Source organism: Sphingopyxis sp. LC363 (genome assembly GCF_000756385.1).
Taxonomy (GTDB): domain Bacteria; phylum Pseudomonadota; class Alphaproteobacteria; order Sphingomonadales; family Sphingomonadaceae; genus Sphingopyxis.
Genome location: NZ_JNFC01000023.1, coordinates 156484 through 176839, shown reverse-complemented (window position 1 = coordinate 176839; position 20356 = coordinate 156484). Strand labels below are relative to the sequence as shown.

Here is a 20356-nt window from a genome sequence, read left to right as displayed (position 1 = left end):
AAGGCGGGGGCGACGGTCGTTTTACGCAGCGGTGCTGGAAAAAGCCTACAGCGGCCCCCGCCTTCGCGGGGACGACGATTTATTTCGAAAAGCGCGCCGCCAGTTCCACATGGGTCGACCAGCGGAACTGGCCGACGGGCTGTACCCAGTCGAGCGTATAGCCGCTTTCGGTCAGGATTTTCGCATCGCGTGCAAAGCTCGCGGGATTGCAGCTGACATAGGCGATCGCGGGCACGCTTGAGGCCGCGATCTGCTTCACCTGCTCCTCGGCCCCGGCGCGCGGCGGGTCGAGGATGATCGCGCCGAAACGATTGAGCTCGGCGGGCACCAGCGGACGGCGGAACAGGTCGCGATGCTCGGTCGCCACGAGCGCTCGGGCACGGTTCGCGGCGCCGGTCAGCGCGGCAATCGCATCGCGCGCGCCCTCGGCCGCATAGACTTTGCGTCCCGCCTGCACCGACAGGGCGAAGGTGCCGACGCCGGCGAACAGGTCGGCGACCGCGCCGGCATCGCCGATTGCCTCGGCCACCGCATCGACCAACGCCGCCTGCCCCGCCGCCGTCGCCTGCAGAAAGGCGAAAGGCGGGACCTCGACCAAAATGTCGCCGAAGCGCATCGTCGGCGGTTCGGGCTGCCAGAGGATTTCGAGCCCCTCGCCCTGATCGATCGCAAAGCGCGCGAGGTTTTGCGCGCCGGCGAAATCCTGTAGCGCCATCGCGGCGTCGAGCCCCTCGGCCCGGACGCCCTCCAATATCAACTCGACGCCCTGATCGAGCATCTGCAGCTTGACCTTTACCGGGCGCCGCGGCTGCGCGATCATCGTGAGCAATGCGCGCACCGGCGCGATCAGCGCGAGGAGTTCGGGAAGCAGCAACGGGCACATCCGCATGTCGACGATCTGGTTGCTCTGCGCCGCGTTGAAACCGATCGCGACCTGCTTGCCCGTCCTGAGCGCGGTCAGCGCGGCGCGGCGGCGGCTCTGCGGCGGCGAAAGCTTCGCGGGACGCACATCGCCATAGGGAACGTCCTGTCCCTCAAGCCCGCCGACCACCCGGTCGCGCACGAAATCGGCGAGCGCCGGTTCGGCGACATGCTGCAACTGGCATCCGCCGCATTTGCCGAAATGGCGGCACACGGGTTCGGTGCGGTTCGGCCCCGGGATGATGATGCCGTCGTCGCGCACGCGGTCGCCGGGCACGCCGCCCGCCACATGGCGGCCGTCGCCCGTCACGCCATCGCCGCGCGCGGCGATGCGCTCGATCAGCGCAGCTTCGCTCATGTCAGTCCCTTATCAGATCGTCGGCTATCAAGCCGGGGCCTATACGCGCGGCCCGCGCGATATGCCAGCCCACCGCCGCCACGGCCGCATCGAACGCATCGCCGCCGCGCGCCAGCATCGCGCCGCACGCGCCCGCGAGCACATCGCCCGTCCCCGCTGTCGCGAGCCAGGGTTCCCCTGGCCACGCGGCGACCACCCGGCCATCGGGGGCGGCGATGATCGTGTCGGCGCCCTTGTAGATGACGACCGCTTGCGTGCGCGCCGCGGCTGCCTTGGCGCGGTCGATCTTGCTGCCGTAAAGTTGCGGAAAGGCGCGCGAGAACTCGCCTTCATGCGGCGTCAGGATGGCTTTTCGGGTCGTTTCGGAGAGACGCGGCAGCGCTGCGTCGATGGCCGCGGCGTCGAGCACGAGCGGCTTCCCCGAATCGAGCGCCGCCTCGACGTCGAACAACAATTCATCACCCGCCGGAAATCCCGGCCCGATGACGACGGCGCCGACGCGCGGATCGTCGAGCCGTTCGCCGAACTTCTCGTCACTCTCGGTAATGATCGCCGAAAAGGGTGCGCGCTCGCTGCCGTCGAGCACGACATAGCCCGCGCCCGCCCGCAGCGCCGCTGCGGCCGTCAGGCCGGCCGCGCCACGCATCGGTCCCGCAAAGACCAGCACCATGCCGCGCGTGAACTTGTGGGCCGCCGCCTCCGGTTTCGTCTCGCGCGACCTCGGCAGCGTCCGCATCGCCTTGTTTGCCGCTATGCCGATCGGTGCGAGCAGGACGCGGCCGCAGGCGGGCGCGGTCGGCAGCAGGACGTGCGCGGGCTTCAGCGCACCCAGCGCCAGCGTCACATGGGCGCGAAGCGGCGGCATCCAGTCGGTGCCCCCGTCGCTGTCGACGCCGCTCGGCACATCGACCGCCAGGATGCGCCGGTCCGAAAAAAGTCCCAGAACAACTGCGATATCGTCGGCGATGGGCCGCGAAAGGCCGACGCCGAATAGCGCATCGACGATCAGAGGCGCCGCGGCTAGCCGGCCATTGAGGGCTTCGACGGGGCCGTTCCACCCCGCCCGCGCCGCCTTCGCCAGCGCGGTCGCGGGTTCGGCCAGCGCGGCGACCCGCACCGCCGCGCCACGTTCGGCGAGCCGTCGTGCCGCGACATAGCCATCGCCGCCATTATTGCCCGGGCCGCAGAGGATCAGGATCGGCGCGCCCGCCGCCATCCGCCAGGCGGTATCGGCAACGGCCGCGCCCGCAAGCTCCATCAGTTCCGAAAGCGAGGTTCCCTGCACCGCGCACGCCGCCTCGGCCTCGCGCATCGCATCGCTGGTCAGGATCGGGGCGTCGGCGGGAACGGACATGCCTCCGCCTTATCACGATCGCGCGAACGCGCCTACTTCGCGCCGCCCGTATTCGCTGGCAGGCGATAGCGGTCGTGCCCGATCGCCACCTCGATCATATTGTTGCCGACGATGCTGACCTTCGCCGGCTCGGCGCCATCCGCCGACACGACCCCGCGCCCGTCGGTGGTGATCTGTAACCTGCGGTAACCGACATTGGCGCGCCCGACGACGAGGATCGTTCCGTCCGCGCCGCTCATTTCGTCGACCGTGCAAGTGCGGTCGAACAGTTTGGCGCCCTCCAGCGCGCATTCGATACGGCCATTTTCGGCCGCCTCGCGCGACCCGCGCGCTTCAGCCTCAGCCAGATCGCCATTGTCCGGCGCACGATCGCAGCCCGCGAGCGCGATCAGCGCCAGCAATGCCCCCCCAAATCGCTTCATCCCTTGCCCTTCAGCTGCGACAGGTCGCGCACCGCTCCTCTGGCGGCGCTCGTCGTCATCGCGGCATAGGCCTGAAGTGCTACCGAAACCTTGCGCGGGCGCGCTTTCTCGGGCTGCCAGGCGGCGTCGCCCTTCGCATCCATCGCGGCGCGGCGCTCGGCAAGGACGCGATCCGCCACCGCGAGGGTGATCGTCCGCGACGGGATGTCGATGTTGATGAGATCGCCATTCTCGACCAGCCCGATCGCCCCGCCCTCGGCCGCCTCGGGCGAGACATGGCCGATCGACAGCCCCGATGTGCCGCCCGAAAAGCGCCCGTCGGTGATCAGCGCGCAGGCAGCGCCCAGCCCCTTCGATTTCAAATAGCTCGTCGGATAGAGCATTTCCTGCATCCCCGGGCCGCCCTTTGGCCCTTCGTAGCGGATGACGACGACGTCGCCAGCCTCGACCTGTCCGGTAAGGATGCCCGCGACCGCCGCGTCCTGGCTTTCATAGACCTTCGCCGGGCCCGAGAATTTGAGGATGCTTTCGTCGACCCCCGCGGTCTTCACGATGCAGCCGTCGAGCGCGATATTGCCCGACAGCACCGCGAGCCCGCCGTCCTTGCTGAACGCATGGTCGGCCGATCGGATCACCCCCGCCTCGCGGTCGAGGTCGAGATTGTCCCAGCGCCGGTCCTGGCTGAACGCGGTCTGCGTCGGCACTCCGCCGGGCGCGGCGAGGAAGAATTTCTGCACCTCGGGATCGTTCGTGCGGGCGATATCCCATTTGTTGAGCGCATCGCCCAGCGTCGCGCTGTGCACCGTCGGCAGGTGCGCGTGGAGCAGCCCCGCGCGCTCGAGCTCGCCGAGGATCGCCATGATCCCGCCCGCGCGGTGGACGTCCTCCATATGGACATCGCTCTTTGCCGGCGCGACTTTCGACAGGCACGGCACGCGGCGCGACAGCCGGTCGATGTCCTCCATCGTGAAATCGACGCCCGCCTCGAACGCCGCGGCGAGCAGGTGGAGCACGGTGTTCGTCGACCCGCCCATGGCGATGTCGAGGCTCATCGCATTTTCGAACGCCTCGAACGTGGCGATATTGCGCGGCAGCACGCTGTCGTCGCCCTCTTCATAATGGCGCTTGCACATCTCGACGACGATCCGTCCGGCGCGCAGGAACAGCTCCTTGCGGTCGGCGTGCGTCGCGAGGGTCGAGCCATTGCCCGGCAGCGACAGCCCCAGCGCTTCGGTCAGGCAGTTCATCGAGTTTGCGGTGAACATGCCCGAGCACGACCCGCACGTCGGGCACGCCGAACGCTCGATCGCGGTGACTTCCTCGTCGGTATATTTCTCGTCGGCCGCGGCGACCATCGCATCGACGAGGTCGAGCGCGACTTCCTTGCCCTTCAGCACCACCTTGCCGGCCTCCATCGGCCCGCCCGACACGAACACCACCGGGATATTGATGCGCAGCGCCGCCATCAACATGCCCGGCGTGATCTTGTCGCAGTTCGAGATGCACACCATCGCGTCGGCGCAATGCGCATTGACCATATATTCGACGCTGTCGGCAATCAGGTCGCGGCTCGGTAGCGAATAGAGCATCCCGTCATGCCCCATCGCGATCCCGTCATCGACCGCGATCGTATTGAATTCCTTGGCCACCCCGCCCGCAGCCTCGATCTCGCGCGCGACCATCTGGCCGAGGTCTTTCAGGTGAACATGCCCCGGCACGAACTGGGTGAAGCTATTGACCACCGCGATGATCGGCTTGCCGAAATCATCGTCCTTCATCCCCGTCGCGCGCCAAAGGCCGCGGGCACCCGCCATATTGCGGCCATGGGTGGTCGTGCGCGAACGATAAGAAGGCATTTGGAGAGTTCCTGATAATATTATTTCATAAAATGACGATGAAATGCGCCTCTACACGCCTATGCACCGATGTTCAACGCCACTTTCTCGCACATCCGCGCCAGCCGCTCGGCGAACAGCGCCTGGCCCGTGGCCTCGCCGACCAGATCCTGCCGCATCTCGATCCCGACATAGGGGATGCCGTTCGCCTCCGCATGGCGGTTCATGGTCGCGTTGAGCAGCTTGCCCGAATAGGGTTGCTGGTCGCCGACGATCAGTCCTTCGGCCTCCAAAGCCGGGATCGCCGCGCCCGCGAGCCGGTCGTCCTCGTTATAGAGCACCCCGACATGCCACGGCCGCGCCTGATCGGGATGCGCCGCGAGCGACGGGGTGAAGCTGTGCAGCGACAGGATCGTCGCGGGCCGCGCCGCCGCGATCGTCGCCGCGATATGGTCGTGATAGGGCCGAAAGAAGCGCGCCAGCCGCGCCTCGCGCGCATCGTCGTTCAGCGCATTGCCCGGCACCGCATGGCCGTCGCTCGCGATCGGGAGCACCCCCGGCGCATCCTCCTCGCGGTTGCAGTCGACGACGAGCCGCGACACGCCGCCAAGGATCGCCGCATCGACCGCGCCCGCTTCGACGAGCCGCGCCGCGACCTCGGCAACGCCGATGTCGATCGCGATATGGTTCGACAGCAGCGCCGGCTCGATACCCAGATCGATATCCTCGGGCACGAACGCCGAAGCATGATCGGCGATAAGCAAGATACCGCCCGCGCGCGCTTCGCCGATCTGCCGCCACGCTTCGCTCACCTTAATGCTCCCGCCATCGTCCACCAGCCCGGATGCCGCTCCGCGAGCAAGGCGGCCGCCGCGTCGCGCTCGGCCGCCGCATCGAACAGCGCGAAGCAGGTCGCCCCCGAACCCGACATGCGCGCCAGCCAGGGCCTGAGCGCGCCGAGTTCGAGCAATATGTCCGCAATCGCCGGGCACTGGGCGATCGCCGGGCGCTGCAAATCGTTGCGCGCGCTGAGCAACCCCGCGCGCGGCTCGGCGCCCGTGAACAGCGGCCCACGATCGATCCCGTCCCATGCGGCGAACACCGGCCCCGTCGCGACCGGCTGGCGCGGATTGACCAGCAGCACCGGCGTTCCGCCGAGCCGCAGTCCGGGCACGACGCTCAATTCTTCGCCCGTGCCGACACCGAGGCAGGTCTCGCTCGCCACGCAAGCGGCGACATCGGCGCCGAGCGGGCTCATAATCCGCGCCAGCGCCCTATCGCCGATCTCGCGCAGAAAGTGACGCCGCACCAGCCGCGCCATCGCCGCGGCATCGGCCGACCCGCCGCCGATCCCCGCCGCAACGGGCAGCGCCTTGGTCAGCGTCACCGCGAGCGGTGGCACGCGGTCCGCGCCATGGCGGTCGCGAAGCAGCGCCAGCGCCCGCATCACCAGATTGTCGCCGTCAGCGCTCAATCCTTCGGCGAACTCGCCGTCGATCGTCAGGCTGTCGGCATCGGCGAACTCCGCCGCGATCGCATCGCCGCCGTCGACAAAGGCGAACAGTGTCTCGATCGCATGATAGCCGTCGGGACGCCGCGCCCGGACATGCAGCGCGAGGTTGATTTTGGCCCAGCCGGTCTCGCGAAACGCCGTCACGGCGCCGTCGTGGCGGGAGTCAACCCGTCGCGCAGCTTTGCCGTCAGCCGCGTCGCCATCTCGGCCTCGGCGAGCAGCGCCGCGGCGCGCCAATTATAGCGCGCGCGAAACTTCTGTCCCGCCTTCCAATAGGCGTCGCCCAGATGTTCGACGATCACCGGATTGTCAGGTTCGCCGCGCTGGGCTTTTTCGAGCAGATCCACGGCATCGCCGGTGCGTCCGGTCAGGAAATAGGCCCAGCCGAGCGAATCGCTGATGCTCGCATTCCGCGGCTCGCGGCGCCATGCCGCCTCGATCCGCGCCAGCGATTGCGTGATATCCTTGCGCCGTTCGAGCGCCGAATAACCGGCGAAATTCAATATCGACGCGTCGCCGGGCCGCAGCGCAACCGCTCGCTCCATCAGCGCTTGCGCCTCGTCCCACCGCCCCGACTGCAATAGCAATTCCGCCCGCGCAATCAGCAAGGTGCCGCGTAAAGCCCGGTCGTTTTCGCCGTCGCCGAGCGATGCCTCGAGCCGCTCATAGGCGCGCGCTGCCGCCGCGGGGTCGCCCGATCGCCGCGCGATGTCGGCAAGCCGGACGAGCAGACCGCGCGCAGGGCTGGCATTGGCGGCGGCTTCGGCAAGCTGCGCTGCGCCCGCGAGATCGCCCGCGTCGGCCATCAGTTCGGCGCGCCGCATCGTCAGCGCGGCGGGCAGTTCCTGACGCCCGCTATCGAGCAAGGCCATCGCGTCCCGGGACTGGCCGTTGCGGTCGAGGGCCTCCACCAGCGTCGCCCGCACTGCCCAATCGTCCTCGTTGAGCCAATAGGCCGCACGCGCGAACAGCAACGGCAGCTTCGCGCTGCCGTTCGGCGTCCGGGCAAGACCGTCGGCCAAAATGCCGAGCCATTGCGCCACGCCCGCGCGCGGTGTCGAAACCGGCTGGTCGGGAAGCAGCAGCATGGGATCTTCGCGTTGCCCCGACGCAAGTGCGATCCGCCCTCGCAGACGCTCGGCCGCGTCGCTTTTACCCGCCTTGTCCAGCGTCGCAGCAACCCGCACTCCCATGAGCTGGCTCGTCCGGTCGGTCAGTGTGATGCTGTCGGTCAGCGACGCGGCCGAATCGGCGCGCTTCGCCGCGATCTGGACGAGCACGACCTGCAGCGTCAGCGCCGGCTCGGGCCGGGTCGCGCTGTTCACCGCGAGCAGATGCTGTTCGGGAAATTTCTTGCGCGCGCCGATGTCGATCCACGCACTCACCGTCGGCAGGATCAACCGCGCGATCGTGTCGGCGCCCGTCTTGTCCGCCCGCCCCGCCATATAGGTACGGGCGGCGTTCCAATCCGACCGGCGCATCGCGTCGACCATCAGCACCAGCTGCGCATCGAAACGCCGGTCGCCCGCCGTCCACAGGCTCTGCGCGGCGGAGCGCGCGGCATCGAGATCGCCCGCCTCGATCGCCTGTTCGAGCATCCGTCCGCGGATACCGGGCAGCCCAGGCGCCGCGCTCGCCACCGCAGCCAGCGCCGACAGCGCCGCCGCCGGCGCTCCGCCCTCTTCCGCCAATCGCGCCCGTACGAGCGCATTGAGGACTTCGCCGCTGTCCTCGGCGGCATGCACGGGCGCCGCCGCCGCAACGGCGGCGGAGATCAAAAGGAAGCGCGCGGGCTTACATGTTCGGATAATTGGGGCCTCCGCCGCCTTCGGGGGTGACCCAGTTGATGTTCTGGGTCGGGTCCTTGATATCGCACGTCTTGCAGTGAACGCAATTCTGCGCGTTGATCACGAATTTCGGATCGCCTTCTTCCTCGCCGACGATCTCGTAAACCCCCGCAGGGCAATAACGCTGCGCGGGCTCGTCATAGAGCGGCAGATTATAGGCGACCGGGATCGACGGATCCTTGAGCTGGAGGTGAACCGGCTGATCTTCCTCGTGATTTGTGTTCGAAATGAACACCGACGACAGGCGGTCGAAGGTCAGCACACCGTCGGGTTTGGGATAGTCCGGTTTCGGCATGATGTCGGCGCGATAGAGGCTCTCATTGTCGGGATGATGCTTCATCGTGAACGGGACTTTGATCTTGAACGTTTCGAGCCACATCGTCATGCCCGACAGGATCGTGCCCGCAAGGTCGCCATATTTCTCGACGAGCGGCAGCACGTTGCGCACGACGCTGAGTTCCTTCTTGACCCAGCTGCCGTCATAGGCCGCTTGATAGGCGTCGAGCGTGTCGCTCGACCGGCCAGCGGTCACCGCCGCGAAGGCCGCTTCGGCCGCCATCATCCCCGATTTCATCGAGGTGTGCGTGCCCTTGATGCGCGGTACGTTGAGAAAACCGGCGCTGTCGCCGATCAGCGCGCCGCCCGGGAAGGCGAGCTTCGGCACCGACTGGAGCCCGCCATCGCTGATCGCGCGCGCGCCATAGGAGACGCGCTTGCCGCCCTTCAGGATTTTAGCGATCTCGGGATGCGTCTTCCACTTCTGCATCTCCTGAAAGGGGGAGATGTGCGGGTTGCGATAGTTGAGCCAGGTCACGAAGCCGAGCGCCACCTGTCCGTTCGCCTGATGATAGAGGAAGCCGCCGCCATTGGCGTTCTGGTCGAGCGGCCAGCCCTGCGTATGAATGACGCGGCCCGCGGCATGGTTCGCGGGGTCGATATCCCACAATTCCTTGACGCCGAGGCCATAGACCTGCGGCTCGCAATCGGCGTCGAGCGCGAATTGCGGCTTGAGCATCTTGGTCAGATGGCCGCGCACGCCTTCGGCGAAGAAAGTGTATTTCGCGTGGAGTTCGAGCCCCGGTGCGTAATCGGCCTTGTGGCTGCCGTCGCGCGCGACGCCCATGTCGCCGGTCGCGACGCCTTTGACCGAACCATCCTCATTGTAGAGGATTTCCGCAGCCGGAAATCCGGGGAAGATTTCGACGCCCAGCCCTTCGGCCTGCTCGGCGAGCCAGCGGCAAAGATTGCCGAGGCTGCCCGTATAGGTGCCCTCATTGTGCATGAAACCGGGCGAGATGAATTCGGGAAGGCCGAATTTCTTGTTCTTGGTCAAAATCCAGTGCTGATTGTCGTTCACCGGCACTTCGGCGAGCGGGCAGCCCTGATCGCGCCATTCGGGCAAAAGTTCGTCGAGCGCCCTGGGATCGATGACCGCGCCCGACAGGATGTGCGCGCCGACTTCGGACCCCTTTTCGAGGATGCACACCGATAATTCGCTGCCGGCCTCATTCGCCATCTGTTTCAGGCGGATCGCCGCCGAAAGCCCCGCCGGACCCGCGCCGACGATGACCACGTCATAGGGCATCGATTCCCGTTCGCTCACCGCAAATACCTTTCTGCCGTCCCCGCGCCGATCATTCATCGTGTCCGGCGCTCATTCTGTCACGAATTGCGATGCCCGCCAATTGACGCGCCCGTCAACTGTCTGTTTCAAACAATTTCATGGGAGGGCAAAACTCTGCGTTGCTGGCGGAAAGCATCCGCGACTGGTGGTCGCTGGCGGGTGTCGATGCGCTCGTCGGCGAGGAACCTGCGGGCTGGCTCGTCGTGCCGCCGGCGAATGACGCTGCGGCCGCCAAGGCGAAACGCGCCCCCGATAACGATCCCGAGCCGCTCCCGCTCCCCGCTGCGCTCCAGCGGCAGGAAGCGCCCGAGGCACTCGAACCGAAGGGCCCGGTCGTATTTCCCGACGACTGGACCGAATTTCAAAACTGGCTGGCGACCGGCGCCGACGTGCCCGGCAGCCAATGGGACGCGCGCCGCGTGCTTCCCGTCGGCGAAGCGGGCGCGCCGCTGATGCTGCTCACCGCCTGGCCCGAAATCGACGATCAGCAGGACGGCACGCTCTTTGCCGGACCCGCCGGAAAATTGCTCGACGCGATGCTGCGCGCGATCGGCGTGGCGCGCGGCGACTGCTACACCGCGAGCCTTGCCGTGACGCGCCCCGCGGGCGGTCGCTGCGACGGCCCGGATGCGGCCGAACTCGACCGTCTGCTATGGCATCATTTGCGGCTCGCCAAACCCGAACGCTTGCTGCTGATCGGAAGCGACATCACGCGCATGGCCGCCGCGACGGCGCTTCCCGACGCGCGCGGAAGGTTACTGAATATTAACCAAGATGGCGCCAAGATGGACGCGGTGGCTGTGGCGCATCCCGCGATGTTGCTGGCCCGGCCCGCCCAGAAAGCGGCGGCTTGGGATAGCCTGAAACTGTTCAACCGGGGACGTTGACAGATGGAAAATATGACCAGAATCCTCCTCTCCGGCGCCGCTCTGGCGCTTTCGCTCGCCGCCGCCGCGCCGGCGGTCGCCGCCGATGCCGGCGACCGCGATTTCGCCTCGGCGCCGCAAACGGTGCCCGATATCCTGTCATCGAAGCAAAAGCAGCTTTACACGCAGGTCCTCACAGCGATCCGCGGCCAGCGTTGGGCCGAAGCCAAATCCCTGCTCGACGGTTCCGATAACGGCCCGCTCACCGATTTCCTGCGCGCCGAACTGCTGACCGCGGCGAACAGCCCGCGCGCCGAAGTCGCCGACATCATGCCGATCCTTTCGCGCTCGCCCTGGTTGCCGCAAGCCGCGCAGCTCGGCCGCCTCGCGACCAGGCGCGGCGCGACCGATCTGCCGACGCTTCCCTTCGAGGCGCGTCTCGCCTGGGCCGGCAGCGCGCCGCGCCGGCTCGGCGCCGACAGCGTCAGCGACCCCGCGGCGGCGCGCCTCGCGGCGACGATCCCCGACCGGATCAAGAATGACGACCCCGCAGGCGCCGAAGCCCTGCTCAACGCCGTCATCGACCAGCTGAGCCCCCCGGCACGCGCCGAATGGACGCAAAAGGTCGCATGGTCCTATTATATAGAAAATGACGATCAGAATGCGCTGCGCCTGTCGCTCGCCTGCACGGCCGCCGGCGGAGCCTGGGCGACGCAGGGCGCCTGGGTTCAGGGTCTCGCTTCGTGGCGGCTTCGCGATTACCGCACCGCGCTCGCCGCGTTCGACCGCGTCGCCAAGGAAGCGCCCGACAGCGAACAGCGTGCCGCCGCTTATTATTGGGCATCGCGCGCCGCCGTCGCCGCGGGCCAGCCCGCCCTCGTACAGCCGCGCCTGCGCGCTGCGGCCGCCAATCAGGAAACCTTCTACGGCCTGCTCGCCGCCGAATCGCTCGGCGTCGAGGCGGCGGTCCAGCGCGAAAATATCCGCGCCGACCGGAGCGCGTGGCGCGCGCTCGAGAAGCTGCCCAACGTCCGCATCGCGATGGCGCTCGCCGAGATCGGCGAGGATGTCTACGCGGGTCAGGCGCTGCGCCATCAGGCCCAGATCGGCAATTCCGACCAGCATGCGCAGCTGATCGCGATGGCGGGCGCGCTCAGCCTGCCCGAAACCCAGCTCTATCTCGCGCACAATACGCCGCACGGCCGCAAGCCCGCTGTGCAGGCCCGCTATCCGCAACCCAAATGGGAACCGAATGGTGGCTGGCGTGTCGATCCGGCGCTCGTCTTCGCCCACACCTTGCAGGAATCCCGCTTCCAGCGCGGCGTCGTGAGCCCCGCGGGCGCGACCGGGCTGATGCAGGTGCGCCCGGGCACCGCGCGCGACATTGTGCGCTGGGAAGGCGCGGTCGCGGCGCTCGGCGATCTCAAGACGCCCGCGGTGAACATGGATCTCGGCCAGCGTTATCTGCAATATCTGAGCCGCGATCCCGCGACGGGCGGCCAGCTGCCCAAGGTCATCGCCGCCTATAACGCCGGCCCCGCGCCGATCGCGCGCTGGCAGACCGAGATCCGCGACAATGGCGACCCGCTGCTCTATATGGAATCGATCCCCTATTGGGAAACGCGCGGCTATGTCGGCATCGTGCTGCGCAACTACTGGATGTACGAAGCGCAGCAGGGCAAGCCGTCGGTCAGCCGCGCCGCGCTCGCGCAGGGGAAATGGCCGCGCTTCCCCGACGGGAAGGACCGCACGCGCCTGACCTATGCCGGCGATTTCGCGAATGCCGATTGACGAGAGCCTGGCGTTCAGGCCCGTCCGCATCGCGCTCCTGACGATTTCGGACAGCCGCAGCGCCGCCGACGACCGGTCGGGCGACAAGCTCGAGGACCTCTTGACCGGCGCCGGCCATATCCTCGCCGCGCGCGCGCTCATCAAGGACGAGACCGACCTGATCGTCTCGCGCCTCCACAACTGGATCGACGACCCCGAGGTCGATGTCGTCATCACCACCGGCGGCACCGGCCTCACGGGCCGCGACGTCACGCCCGAAGCGCTGCACCGGCTCGACGGCAAGGATATTCCGGGTTTCGGCGAGCTGTTCCGCTGGCTCAGCTATAAGACGATCGGCACCTCGACGATCCAGTCGCGCGCCTGCGCCGTGGTTGCGCGCGGCACCTATATCTTCGCGCTCCCCGGTTCGACCGGCGCGGTGACCGACGCGTGGGAAGGCATTCTCTCGACCCAGCTCGACAGCCGCCACAAGCCGTGCAACTTCGTCGAGCTGATGCCGCGGCTGACCGAATAGTCATTTCGTCATCCCGGCGAAGGCCGGGATCTCGCCTTATCGCTTTCACGCCGAGATCGGGATTCCGGCCTTCGCCGGAATGACGAAACTAGATTTGTTCTTTATATGTTCTCATTGCCGAGCTAAGCTCGACCAATGGACTCACCGAAGCCCCTGCCCCCGATTGCGGGCCGCGGAGCCCCGACCAACTTGCGCCCGACCCGCACCGGATCGCTCGACCGCGAGGCCGATGGCGACTGGCTCGACGCTGCTAATGAAATCGATGGCGAAGCGCCCAAATTGCGTACGACGGTGACCGTCGAGCATCCCAGGACCATCATTGCGCGCAACAAATCTCCCGACATCAGCTTCGATCGCTCGATCAACCCTTATCGCGGCTGCGAGCACGGCTGCATCTACTGCTTCGCACGCCCGACCCACGCCTTTCACGACCTCTCGCCTGGGCTCGACTTCGAAAGCAGGCTCTTCGCCAAGCCCGACGCCGCGAAGCTGCTCCGCGCCGAACTCGCGAAACGCAATTACAAGGTCGCGCCGCTCGCGATCGGCACCAACACCGACGGTTACCAACCGATCGAACGCGAATGGGGCATCACCCGCTCGGTCGTCGAGGTCCTCGCCGAAACGCGCCATCCGCTGATCATTACCACCAAGTCCGACCGCGTGCTGCGCGACATCGACCTGCTCGCCGACATGGCGCGCGACAATCTGGTCGGTGTTGCGGTGTCGGTGACCTCGCTCGATCCCGCCATCGCGCGCACGCTCGAGCCCCGCGCGCCGCACCCCAAACGCCGCCTCGCCGCGATCGCCAGGCTGATCGAAGCGGGCGTGCCGACACAGGTCAACATCTCGCCGATCATTCCCGCGATCACCGACCACGAAATCGAGGCGATCATGGCCGCGGCCGCCGAAGCAGGGGCGATCCGTGCGTCCTACATATTGATGCGCCTCCCCTATGAGGTCGCACCGCTGTTCCGCGCCTGGCTCGACGCGCACTATCCCGACCGCGCCGACAAGGTCATGCACATGGTGCAGGACATTCGCGGCGGTCGCGACAACGACGCCCAGTTCTTTACGCGCATGCGCGGCCACGGCGTCTGGGCGCAGCTCATCCGCACCCGCGTCAAGCGCGCCGCGCGCGAACATGGCATGGACAAAAGCTTCCCGCCGATCCGCAGCGACCTGTTCCGCCCGCCCGAACGCGACGGCCAGATGGAGCTGTTCTAAACACCGTCGCCCCCGCGAAGGCGGGGGCCGCTGGCGTCATGGAGAGACGATGGATGAGGAAGGCCTATGTCTACATCATGACCAACAAGCCGATGGGAATCCTCTACATCGGCGTGACAGACAATTTGCCAGCTCGGATTTTTGCACACCGATCGGGAACGGGATCGGAATTTTGCAAAAGGTGGAGCTTGACCCGGCTAGTGTATGCCGAGCCTTCCGATCGTATCGACGAAGCGATTGTTCGAGAGAAAGCGTTGAAGAAATGGAATCGCGTATGGAAATTGCGGCTGATTTCCGAGGGTAACCCCGAATGGGCCGATCTGTTTGACAGCATCAACGCCTGAGCCAGGGCGCCAGCGGCCCCCGCCTTCGCGGGGGCGATCCCTTTTCTCTCGCCTCACGCTTCCGCCAGCGACTTCAACCTGTAATCCTTGTAATCATCCCGAATTTGCCGCTTCAAAATCTTGCCCGTCGCCGTGTGCGGCAGCTCGTCGACGAAGACGATCTCGTCGGGCAGCCACCATTTGGCGACCTTGTCCGAAAGGTAATCGAGCACGCTCGCCTCGCTCACCTCGGCGCCCGGCTTCTTCACGATCAGCAGGATCGGCCGCTCGTCCCATTTGGGATGATAGACGCCCACCGCTGCGGCTTCCTGCACCCCTGGCGCGCCGACGGCGGCGTTTTCGAGCTCGATCGAGCTGATCCATTCGCCGCCCGACTTGATCACATCCTTGGCGCGGTCGGTGATCTGCATGACCCCGTCGGGGTGCAGCACCGCGACATCGCCGGTATCGAACCAGCCGTCGGCATCGGCGGCGTCGGTATCGGCCTTGAAATAGCGCTGGATGATCCACGGTCCGCGGCATTGCAGCCGCCCGCTCGTCTCGCCGTCGCGCGGCAGTTCCTTGTCCTCGTCGTCGACGACGCGCAGCTCGACCCCGAACGGCGGGCAGCCCTGCCGCGCGACGATGTCGACGCGCTCGTCGAAACTCATTTCGTCCCAATTCCACGGCCGCTTGCCCATCGTCCCGATCGGCGAGGTTTCGGTCATCCCCCAAGCATGGCCGACGTCGATCCCCGCCGTCATGAACCGCTCGATCATCGCGCGCGGGCACGCCGACCCGCCGATGATCACGCGGTGCAGCTTGCCATAGCCGATCCCCGTCGCGTCCATATGCGCGAACATCGCGATCCACACCGTCGGCACGCCCGCGCTGTGGGTGACGCCCTCGTCGTGCATCAGGTCGCACAGTATCTGCGCGTCGTTGGTTGCGGAAAATACCAGCTTCGCGCCGACGGTCGCGGCGGCGAAGGGAATGCCCCAGCTGTTCGCGTGGAACATCGGCACGATCGGCAGGACCACGCTGCGGTTCGACATGTCGAACACGTCGGGCTGGATTTCGGTGATCGCGTGGATGACGTTCGAGCGATGCTCGTAAAGCACGCCCTTCGGATTGCCCGTCGTCCCGCTGGTATAGCAAAGCCCGACTGGATCGCGCTCGTCGAGGGAAACCCACTCGAAGCCGCCGTCTTCGGCATCGATCAGGTCGCGATAGGAAAGATAGCCCTCGCGTGCCGGGGCGTCGAACAGGATGAAATGCTCGACGGCCGGCAATTGCGGGCGCAGCCGTTCGACGATCGGCAGGAACATCGCGTCGAACAGCAGCACGCGGTCCTCGGCATGGTTGATAATGTAGATCAGCTGTTCGTCGAACAGCCGCGGGTTCACGGTGTGCAGCACCCCGCCCATGCCGGCGGTGCCGTACCAGCTGACGAGATGGTGGCCATGGTTCATCGCCAGCGTCGCGATGCGGTCGCCCTTTTTCATCCCGAGCTTCACCATCGCGGCAGCGAAACGGCGCGCGTCGGCGCCGACTTCTCCCCAGTTCGATCGCGTCATGCTGCCGTCGGCCCATCGCGACACAATCTCGCGCCCCGCATGTTCGCGTGCGGCGTGATCGATCAGGCTGGTGACGAGCAGCGGCTGGCCCTGCATTCCCATGGTGCGGCATCCTCAAATATATATCGTTGCCGGCAATGGATAGGGGCGGAAACCTCCGATACGCAAGCGGGAAGGAAGGTCAGCGCACCCGGAACTCGCGCGGCGCGACGAGCGACAGCGCGGGCTCGGTCACGCCCGCGATCATGTCGAGCCGCGATACCGTGTCGGGGCCGAGCGCGAAACCGCGGCCAAGTTCGATGCGGATCTCGTCATCGGTCAGCGGATCGATCGTGGTGACGACCACGCGGCCCTTCGCGTCGTCGCGCTTGACGAGCAGCCGCGCCATGTCCTCGATCGCCGCCGGCGTGTCGACGCGGCAGGTCAGCTGGAGCGCGGCCGTCGCCGCCATATCGGCCAGCGACTGCGCACCGCGCACGGTGACCCGCGGCGTTTCCTCGCCTTCGAGCAGATCGAGTTCGACCGACAGCATCGCGCAGCCGCCCTCGGCCGCCAGCGCCTCGAGCGTCTTGCCGGCGATTTCGTCGAAACAGCTCGACTGGAACTGGCCGCTGCGGTCCGACAGGGTGAGGTTGAGGAAACGGTTGCCGCGCTGCGACACGCGCGGGCGCGCGCTTTCGACCATCGCCGCCATCACCATCGGGATGCGCGTTCCCGCCGTCATTTCGACATTGTCGCAGATGTCGCCATAGGAGCGCGCGCCGCGCGCCGAGACGATCGCTTCATATTGCTCGACCGGATGCGACGAGAAATAGAAGCCGAAGGCGTCCTTCTCGCGCGTCATCCGCTCGGCGAGCGTCCAGGGTTCGGCGGCGGGCAGTTGCAGCGCGGGCGCGATCGCGATGTCGCCGCCGAACAGACCGCCCTGCCCCGTCGAGCGTTCGTGCGCCGAGCTGTTCGCGCAGGCGAGCAGGCTCTCGGCCCCGGCAAAGGCGCGCGGGCGGTCGGGCTCGATACAGTCGAACGCCCCCGCCGCCGCCAGCGCCTCGATCTGGCGCCGGTTGAGCAGCTTGGGGTCGATGCGGCTCGCGAAATCGTCAAGGCTGACGAAATCGCCCTTCGCCCGCTCGGCGACGAGCGCCTCCATCGCCTTCTCACCCACGCCCTTGAGCGCGCCGAGCGCGTAACGGACGGTCAGTCCGTCATCGCCGCGTCCGACCGAAAAATCGGCCTCGCTGTCGTTGACCGAGGGCGGCGCGATGGCGACGTCGAGCCGGCGCATGTCGTCGATGAAGATCGAGAGCTTGTCGGTCTGGTGGCTGTCGAACGACATCGACGCCGCGAAAAATTCGTGCGGATAATGCGCCTTCAGCCACGCGGTCTGGTACGACAGCAGCGCATAGGCCGCGGCGTGGCTCTTGTTGAAGCCGTAGCCCGCGAATTTGTCGATCAAGTCGAACAGCTCGTTCGCGGCCTTCGCGTCGATGCCATTATGCTCGCCGCAGCCCTTGACGAAGGTGTCGCGCTGGGCGTCCATTTCGGCCTGGACCTTCTTGCCCATCGCGCGGCGCAAGAGGTCGGCGCCGCCGAGGCTGTAGCCGGCGAGGATCTGCGCCGCCTGCATCACCTGTTCCTGATAGACGAAGATGCCATAGGTTTCGGCAAGGATGCCTTCGAGCAAAGGGTGCGGATAGGCGATCTTCTCGCGCCCGTTCTTGCGCGCGCCGAACAGCGGGATATTGTCCATCGGCCCCGGCCGATAGAGCGCGACGAGCGCGATGATGTCGCCGAAATTGGTCGGCTTCACCGCCGACAGCGTGCGCCGCATGCCTTCGGATTCCAGCTGGAACACCCCGACGGTCTCGCCGCGCTGGAGCAGCGCATAGACTTCCTCATCGTCCCACGCGAGCGCGTCGAGATCGACGTCGACTCCGCGCAGCGCGAGCAGGCGCCGTGCTTCCTTCAACACCGACAGCGTCTTGAGGCCAAGAAAGTCGAATTTCACGAGGCCCGCGGTCTCGACATATTTCATGTCGAACTGCGTTACCGGCATGTCCGAGCGCGGGTCGCGATAGAGCGGGACGAGCTGGTCGAGGGGGCGGTCGCCGATCACCACGCCCGCGGCGTGGGTCGAGCTGTGCCGCGGCAGGCCTTCCAACTGCCGCGCCATGTCGAACAGGCGCCGCACCCCGTCGTCCTGCTTATACTCGGTCATCAGCTCGGCGACGCCGTTCAGCGCGCGTTCGAGCGTCCAGGGATCGGTCGGATGGTTCGGCACCAGCTTCGCGAGCCGGTCGACCTGACCGTAGCTCATCTGGAGCACGCGGCCCGTGTCCTTGAGCACCGCGCGCGCCTTCAGCTTACCGAAGGTGATGATCTGCGCGACGGTGTCGCGGCCGTATTTCTCCTGCACATAACGGATCACCTCGCCCCGCCGCGTTTCGCAGAAGTCGATGTCGAAGTCGGGCATCGACACGCGTTCGGGATTGAGGAAGCGTTCGAACAGCAGGCCCAGTTTGAGCGGGTCAAGATCGGTGATCGTCAGCGCCCAGGCGACGACGCTGCCCGCGCCCGAACCGCGCCCCGGCCCCACCGGAATGTCATGCGCCTTCGCCCATTTGATGAAGTCGGCAACGATCAGGAAATAGCCGGGGAAACCCATCTGGGTGATGACGTCGACTTCGAAATCGAGCCGCGTGACATAGGCTTCGCGGTCTTCGTCGGAGAGGTCGGGATAATGGGCAAGCCGCGCCGCCAGCCCCGCGTGCGCGTCGGCCTTGAGCTGCGCCGCTTCGCCCTCGCGGTCGCCCGCAAGGCTCGGCAGGATCGGCTTGCGTTTAGGCGCCATGAAGGCGCAGCGCTGCGCGACGACCAGCGTATTGCGGATCGCCTCGGGCAGGTCCGAGAAAGCATCCTCCATCGCCTCGGCGGGCTTCAACCACGCCTCGGGGCTCGATACGCGCCGGTCCTCGCTCTCGACATAGGCCGATTGCGCGATGCACAGCATCGCATCGTGCGCGGGATGGAATTGCGGCTCGACGAAGTTCGCCGGGTTGGTCGCGACGATCGGCAGCGCGCGTGCGTAAGCCAGATCGATCAGCGCATCCTCGGCCGCCTTCTCGACCTCATCGCCGCGCCGCGACAGCTCGATATAGAGCCGCCCGCCGAATAGCGCCTCCAACTGCTCGACATAATCGTCGGCGGCGCTTTTCTGCTCGCCCGCGAGCAGCCGCGCGAGCGCGCCCTCGCCGCCGCCGGTCAGGCAGATCAGCCCGTCGGTCTTGCCCGCTATGTCGGACAGCAGCACGTGCGGATCCTGCTCGACCGGACGGCCGAGATGCGCCGCCGACACCAGCGCGCACAGATTGTCGTATCCCGTGTCGTCCTGCGCATAGAGCGCGAGCCAGTCGATCTGCGGCGCGCCGTTCGCCAGCCGCTGCCCGGGCCGCGCAACGCTGAGCAGCGTGCCGACGATCGGCTGCACCCCCGCCGCCTTGCACGCCTCGCCGAATGCCATGACGCCATAGAGCCCGTTGCGATCGGCCACCGCGATCGCCGGAAACCCGCGCTCGCGCGCGGCTTTCGCAATCGCCTTGGGCTCGATCGCTCCCTCCAGCATGGTGAAACTGGAAAAGACGCGCAGGGGAACGAAGGGGCTGTAGGCCATTGGATGACGCTACAGTGACAGCGGTGATTCTGCCAAGGCTTAACCCAGCAGCGCCTCAATCTCTTTGCGCAATTGTTCGGGCTTCGTCGTCGGCGCGTGCCGCGACACGGTCTTGCCGTCGCGATCGACGAGGAATTTGGTGAAGTTCCACTTGATCCCGCTGCCGAGCAGCCCCGATTTTTCCTTCTTCAAATGCTTGAAGATCGGATCGGCATCGTCGCCGTTGACGTCGATCTTGGCCATCAGAGGGAAGGAAACATCATAGGTCAGCGAGCAGAAATTCTTGATTTCCTCGGCATCGCCCGGCTCCTGCGCGCCGAACTGGTTGCACGGGAAAGCGAGGATTTCGAACCCGCGATCCTTATAATCGCGATACAGTTCCTCCAGCCCTTCATATTGCGGGGTGAAACCGCATTTCGATGCGGTGTTGACGATCAGCAGCACCTTGCCGCGATAGTCCGCAAGCGACTGCGTCCCGCCGCCGGGCAATTTCGCCGAAAGATCGTAAAGCGCCATCGTT

At 66.6% G+C, this 20356-nt stretch carries 16 protein-coding genes; 5 read left to right on the top strand and 11 right to left on the bottom strand.

Annotation, left to right across the window (positions count from 1 at the left end; genetic code table 11):
- Nucleotides 1–79: 79 nt before the first annotated feature.
- The 8 genes from FG95_RS10450 to FG95_RS10415 are packed head-to-tail and all read right to left on the bottom strand — an operon-like array spanning nucleotide 80 to nucleotide 9853.
- Nucleotides 80–1279, bottom strand: a complete 1200-nt coding sequence (locus FG95_RS10450; protein WP_037555723.1) for a class I SAM-dependent RNA methyltransferase — start codon at nucleotides 1277–1279, stop codon at nucleotides 80–82.
- 1 nt (nucleotide 1280) lies between these two features.
- Complete coding sequence (locus FG95_RS10445; RefSeq protein ID WP_037555722.1) at nucleotides 1281–2633, bottom strand: bifunctional ADP-dependent NAD(P)H-hydrate dehydratase/NAD(P)H-hydrate epimerase; 1353 nt, start codon at nucleotides 2631–2633, stop codon at nucleotides 1281–1283.
- Between the two features lie 32 nt (nucleotides 2634–2665).
- On the bottom strand, nucleotides 2666–3055 hold the full coding sequence (locus tag FG95_RS10440; RefSeq protein WP_037555721.1) for a hypothetical protein: 390 nt from the start codon (nucleotides 3053–3055) through the stop codon (nucleotides 2666–2668).
- Nucleotides 3052–4911 carry a dihydroxy-acid dehydratase gene (gene ilvD, locus FG95_RS10435; RefSeq protein ID WP_037555718.1) on the bottom strand — a complete coding sequence of 620 codons (1860 nt, stop codon included), beginning with the start codon at nucleotides 4909–4911 and terminating at the stop codon, nucleotides 3052–3054. The genes FG95_RS10440 and ilvD overlap by 4 nt, the downstream gene beginning before the upstream one ends.
- 59 nt (nucleotides 4912–4970) lie before the next feature.
- Nucleotides 4971–5702, bottom strand: a complete 732-nt coding sequence (locus FG95_RS10430) for an N-formylglutamate amidohydrolase (protein WP_037555716.1) — start codon at nucleotides 5700–5702, stop codon at nucleotides 4971–4973.
- On the bottom strand, nucleotides 5699–6547 hold the full coding sequence (locus FG95_RS10425) for a 4-(cytidine 5'-diphospho)-2-C-methyl-D-erythritol kinase (RefSeq protein WP_037555715.1): 849 nt from the start codon (nucleotides 6545–6547) through the stop codon (nucleotides 5699–5701). Before FG95_RS10425 ends, FG95_RS10430 begins: the two co-directional genes overlap by 4 nt.
- Complete coding sequence (locus FG95_RS10420) at nucleotides 6544–8181, bottom strand: tetratricopeptide repeat protein (protein WP_235211529.1); 1638 nt, start codon at nucleotides 8179–8181, stop codon at nucleotides 6544–6546. The genes FG95_RS10425 and FG95_RS10420 overlap by 4 nt, the downstream gene beginning before the upstream one ends.
- Nucleotides 8182–8197: 16 nt before the next feature.
- The gene (locus FG95_RS10415; RefSeq protein WP_037555840.1) at nucleotides 8198–9853 is read right to left on the bottom strand and encodes an electron transfer flavoprotein-ubiquinone oxidoreductase; all 1656 of its coding nucleotides are present in this window, start codon (nucleotides 9851–9853) and stop codon (nucleotides 8198–8200) included.
- Between the two features lie 140 nt (nucleotides 9854–9993).
- Between FG95_RS10415 and FG95_RS10410 the strand changes: the two genes are divergently transcribed.
- From FG95_RS10410 to FG95_RS10390, 5 genes are all read left to right on the top strand, one after another.
- Nucleotides 9994–10761, top strand: a complete 768-nt coding sequence (locus FG95_RS10410; protein WP_235211528.1) for a uracil-DNA glycosylase family protein — start codon at nucleotides 9994–9996, stop codon at nucleotides 10759–10761.
- A 12-nt stretch (nucleotides 10762–10773) separates the two neighbouring features.
- On the top strand, nucleotides 10774–12531 hold the full coding sequence (locus tag FG95_RS10405) for a lytic transglycosylase domain-containing protein (RefSeq protein WP_037555838.1): 1758 nt from the start codon (nucleotides 10774–10776) through the stop codon (nucleotides 12529–12531).
- Nucleotides 12521–13045 carry a molybdenum cofactor biosynthesis protein B gene (gene moaB, locus FG95_RS10400; RefSeq protein ID WP_037555711.1) on the top strand — a complete coding sequence of 175 codons (525 nt, stop codon included), beginning with the start codon at nucleotides 12521–12523 and terminating at the stop codon, nucleotides 13043–13045. Before FG95_RS10405 ends, moaB begins: the two co-directional genes overlap by 11 nt.
- Nucleotides 13046–13180: 135 nt before the next feature.
- Nucleotides 13181–14269: a PA0069 family radical SAM protein gene (locus tag FG95_RS10395; protein ID WP_037555710.1), complete on the top strand. Its 1089-nt coding sequence runs from the start codon at nucleotides 13181–13183 to the stop codon at nucleotides 14267–14269.
- 53 nt (nucleotides 14270–14322) lie between these two features.
- Nucleotides 14323–14613, top strand: coding sequence for a GIY-YIG nuclease family protein (locus tag FG95_RS10390; RefSeq protein ID WP_037555708.1), 291 nt, complete (start codon nucleotides 14323–14325; stop codon nucleotides 14611–14613).
- 53 nt (nucleotides 14614–14666) lie between these two features.
- On the opposite strand, the gene FG95_RS10385 is transcribed toward FG95_RS10390, so the two are convergent.
- From FG95_RS10385 to FG95_RS10375, 3 genes are all read right to left on the bottom strand, one after another.
- Complete coding sequence (locus FG95_RS10385) at nucleotides 14667–16271, bottom strand: long-chain fatty acid--CoA ligase (RefSeq protein WP_037555707.1); 1605 nt, start codon at nucleotides 16269–16271, stop codon at nucleotides 14667–14669.
- Between the two features lie 79 nt (nucleotides 16272–16350).
- The gene (dnaE, locus tag FG95_RS10380) at nucleotides 16351–19836 is read right to left on the bottom strand and encodes a DNA polymerase III subunit alpha (protein WP_037555706.1); all 3486 of its coding nucleotides are present in this window, start codon (nucleotides 19834–19836) and stop codon (nucleotides 16351–16353) included.
- A gap of 39 nt (nucleotides 19837–19875) precedes the next feature.
- Nucleotides 19876–20352, bottom strand: coding sequence for a glutathione peroxidase (locus tag FG95_RS10375; protein WP_037555704.1), 477 nt, complete (start codon nucleotides 20350–20352; stop codon nucleotides 19876–19878).
- Between the last annotated feature and the right edge of the window lie 4 nt (nucleotides 20353–20356).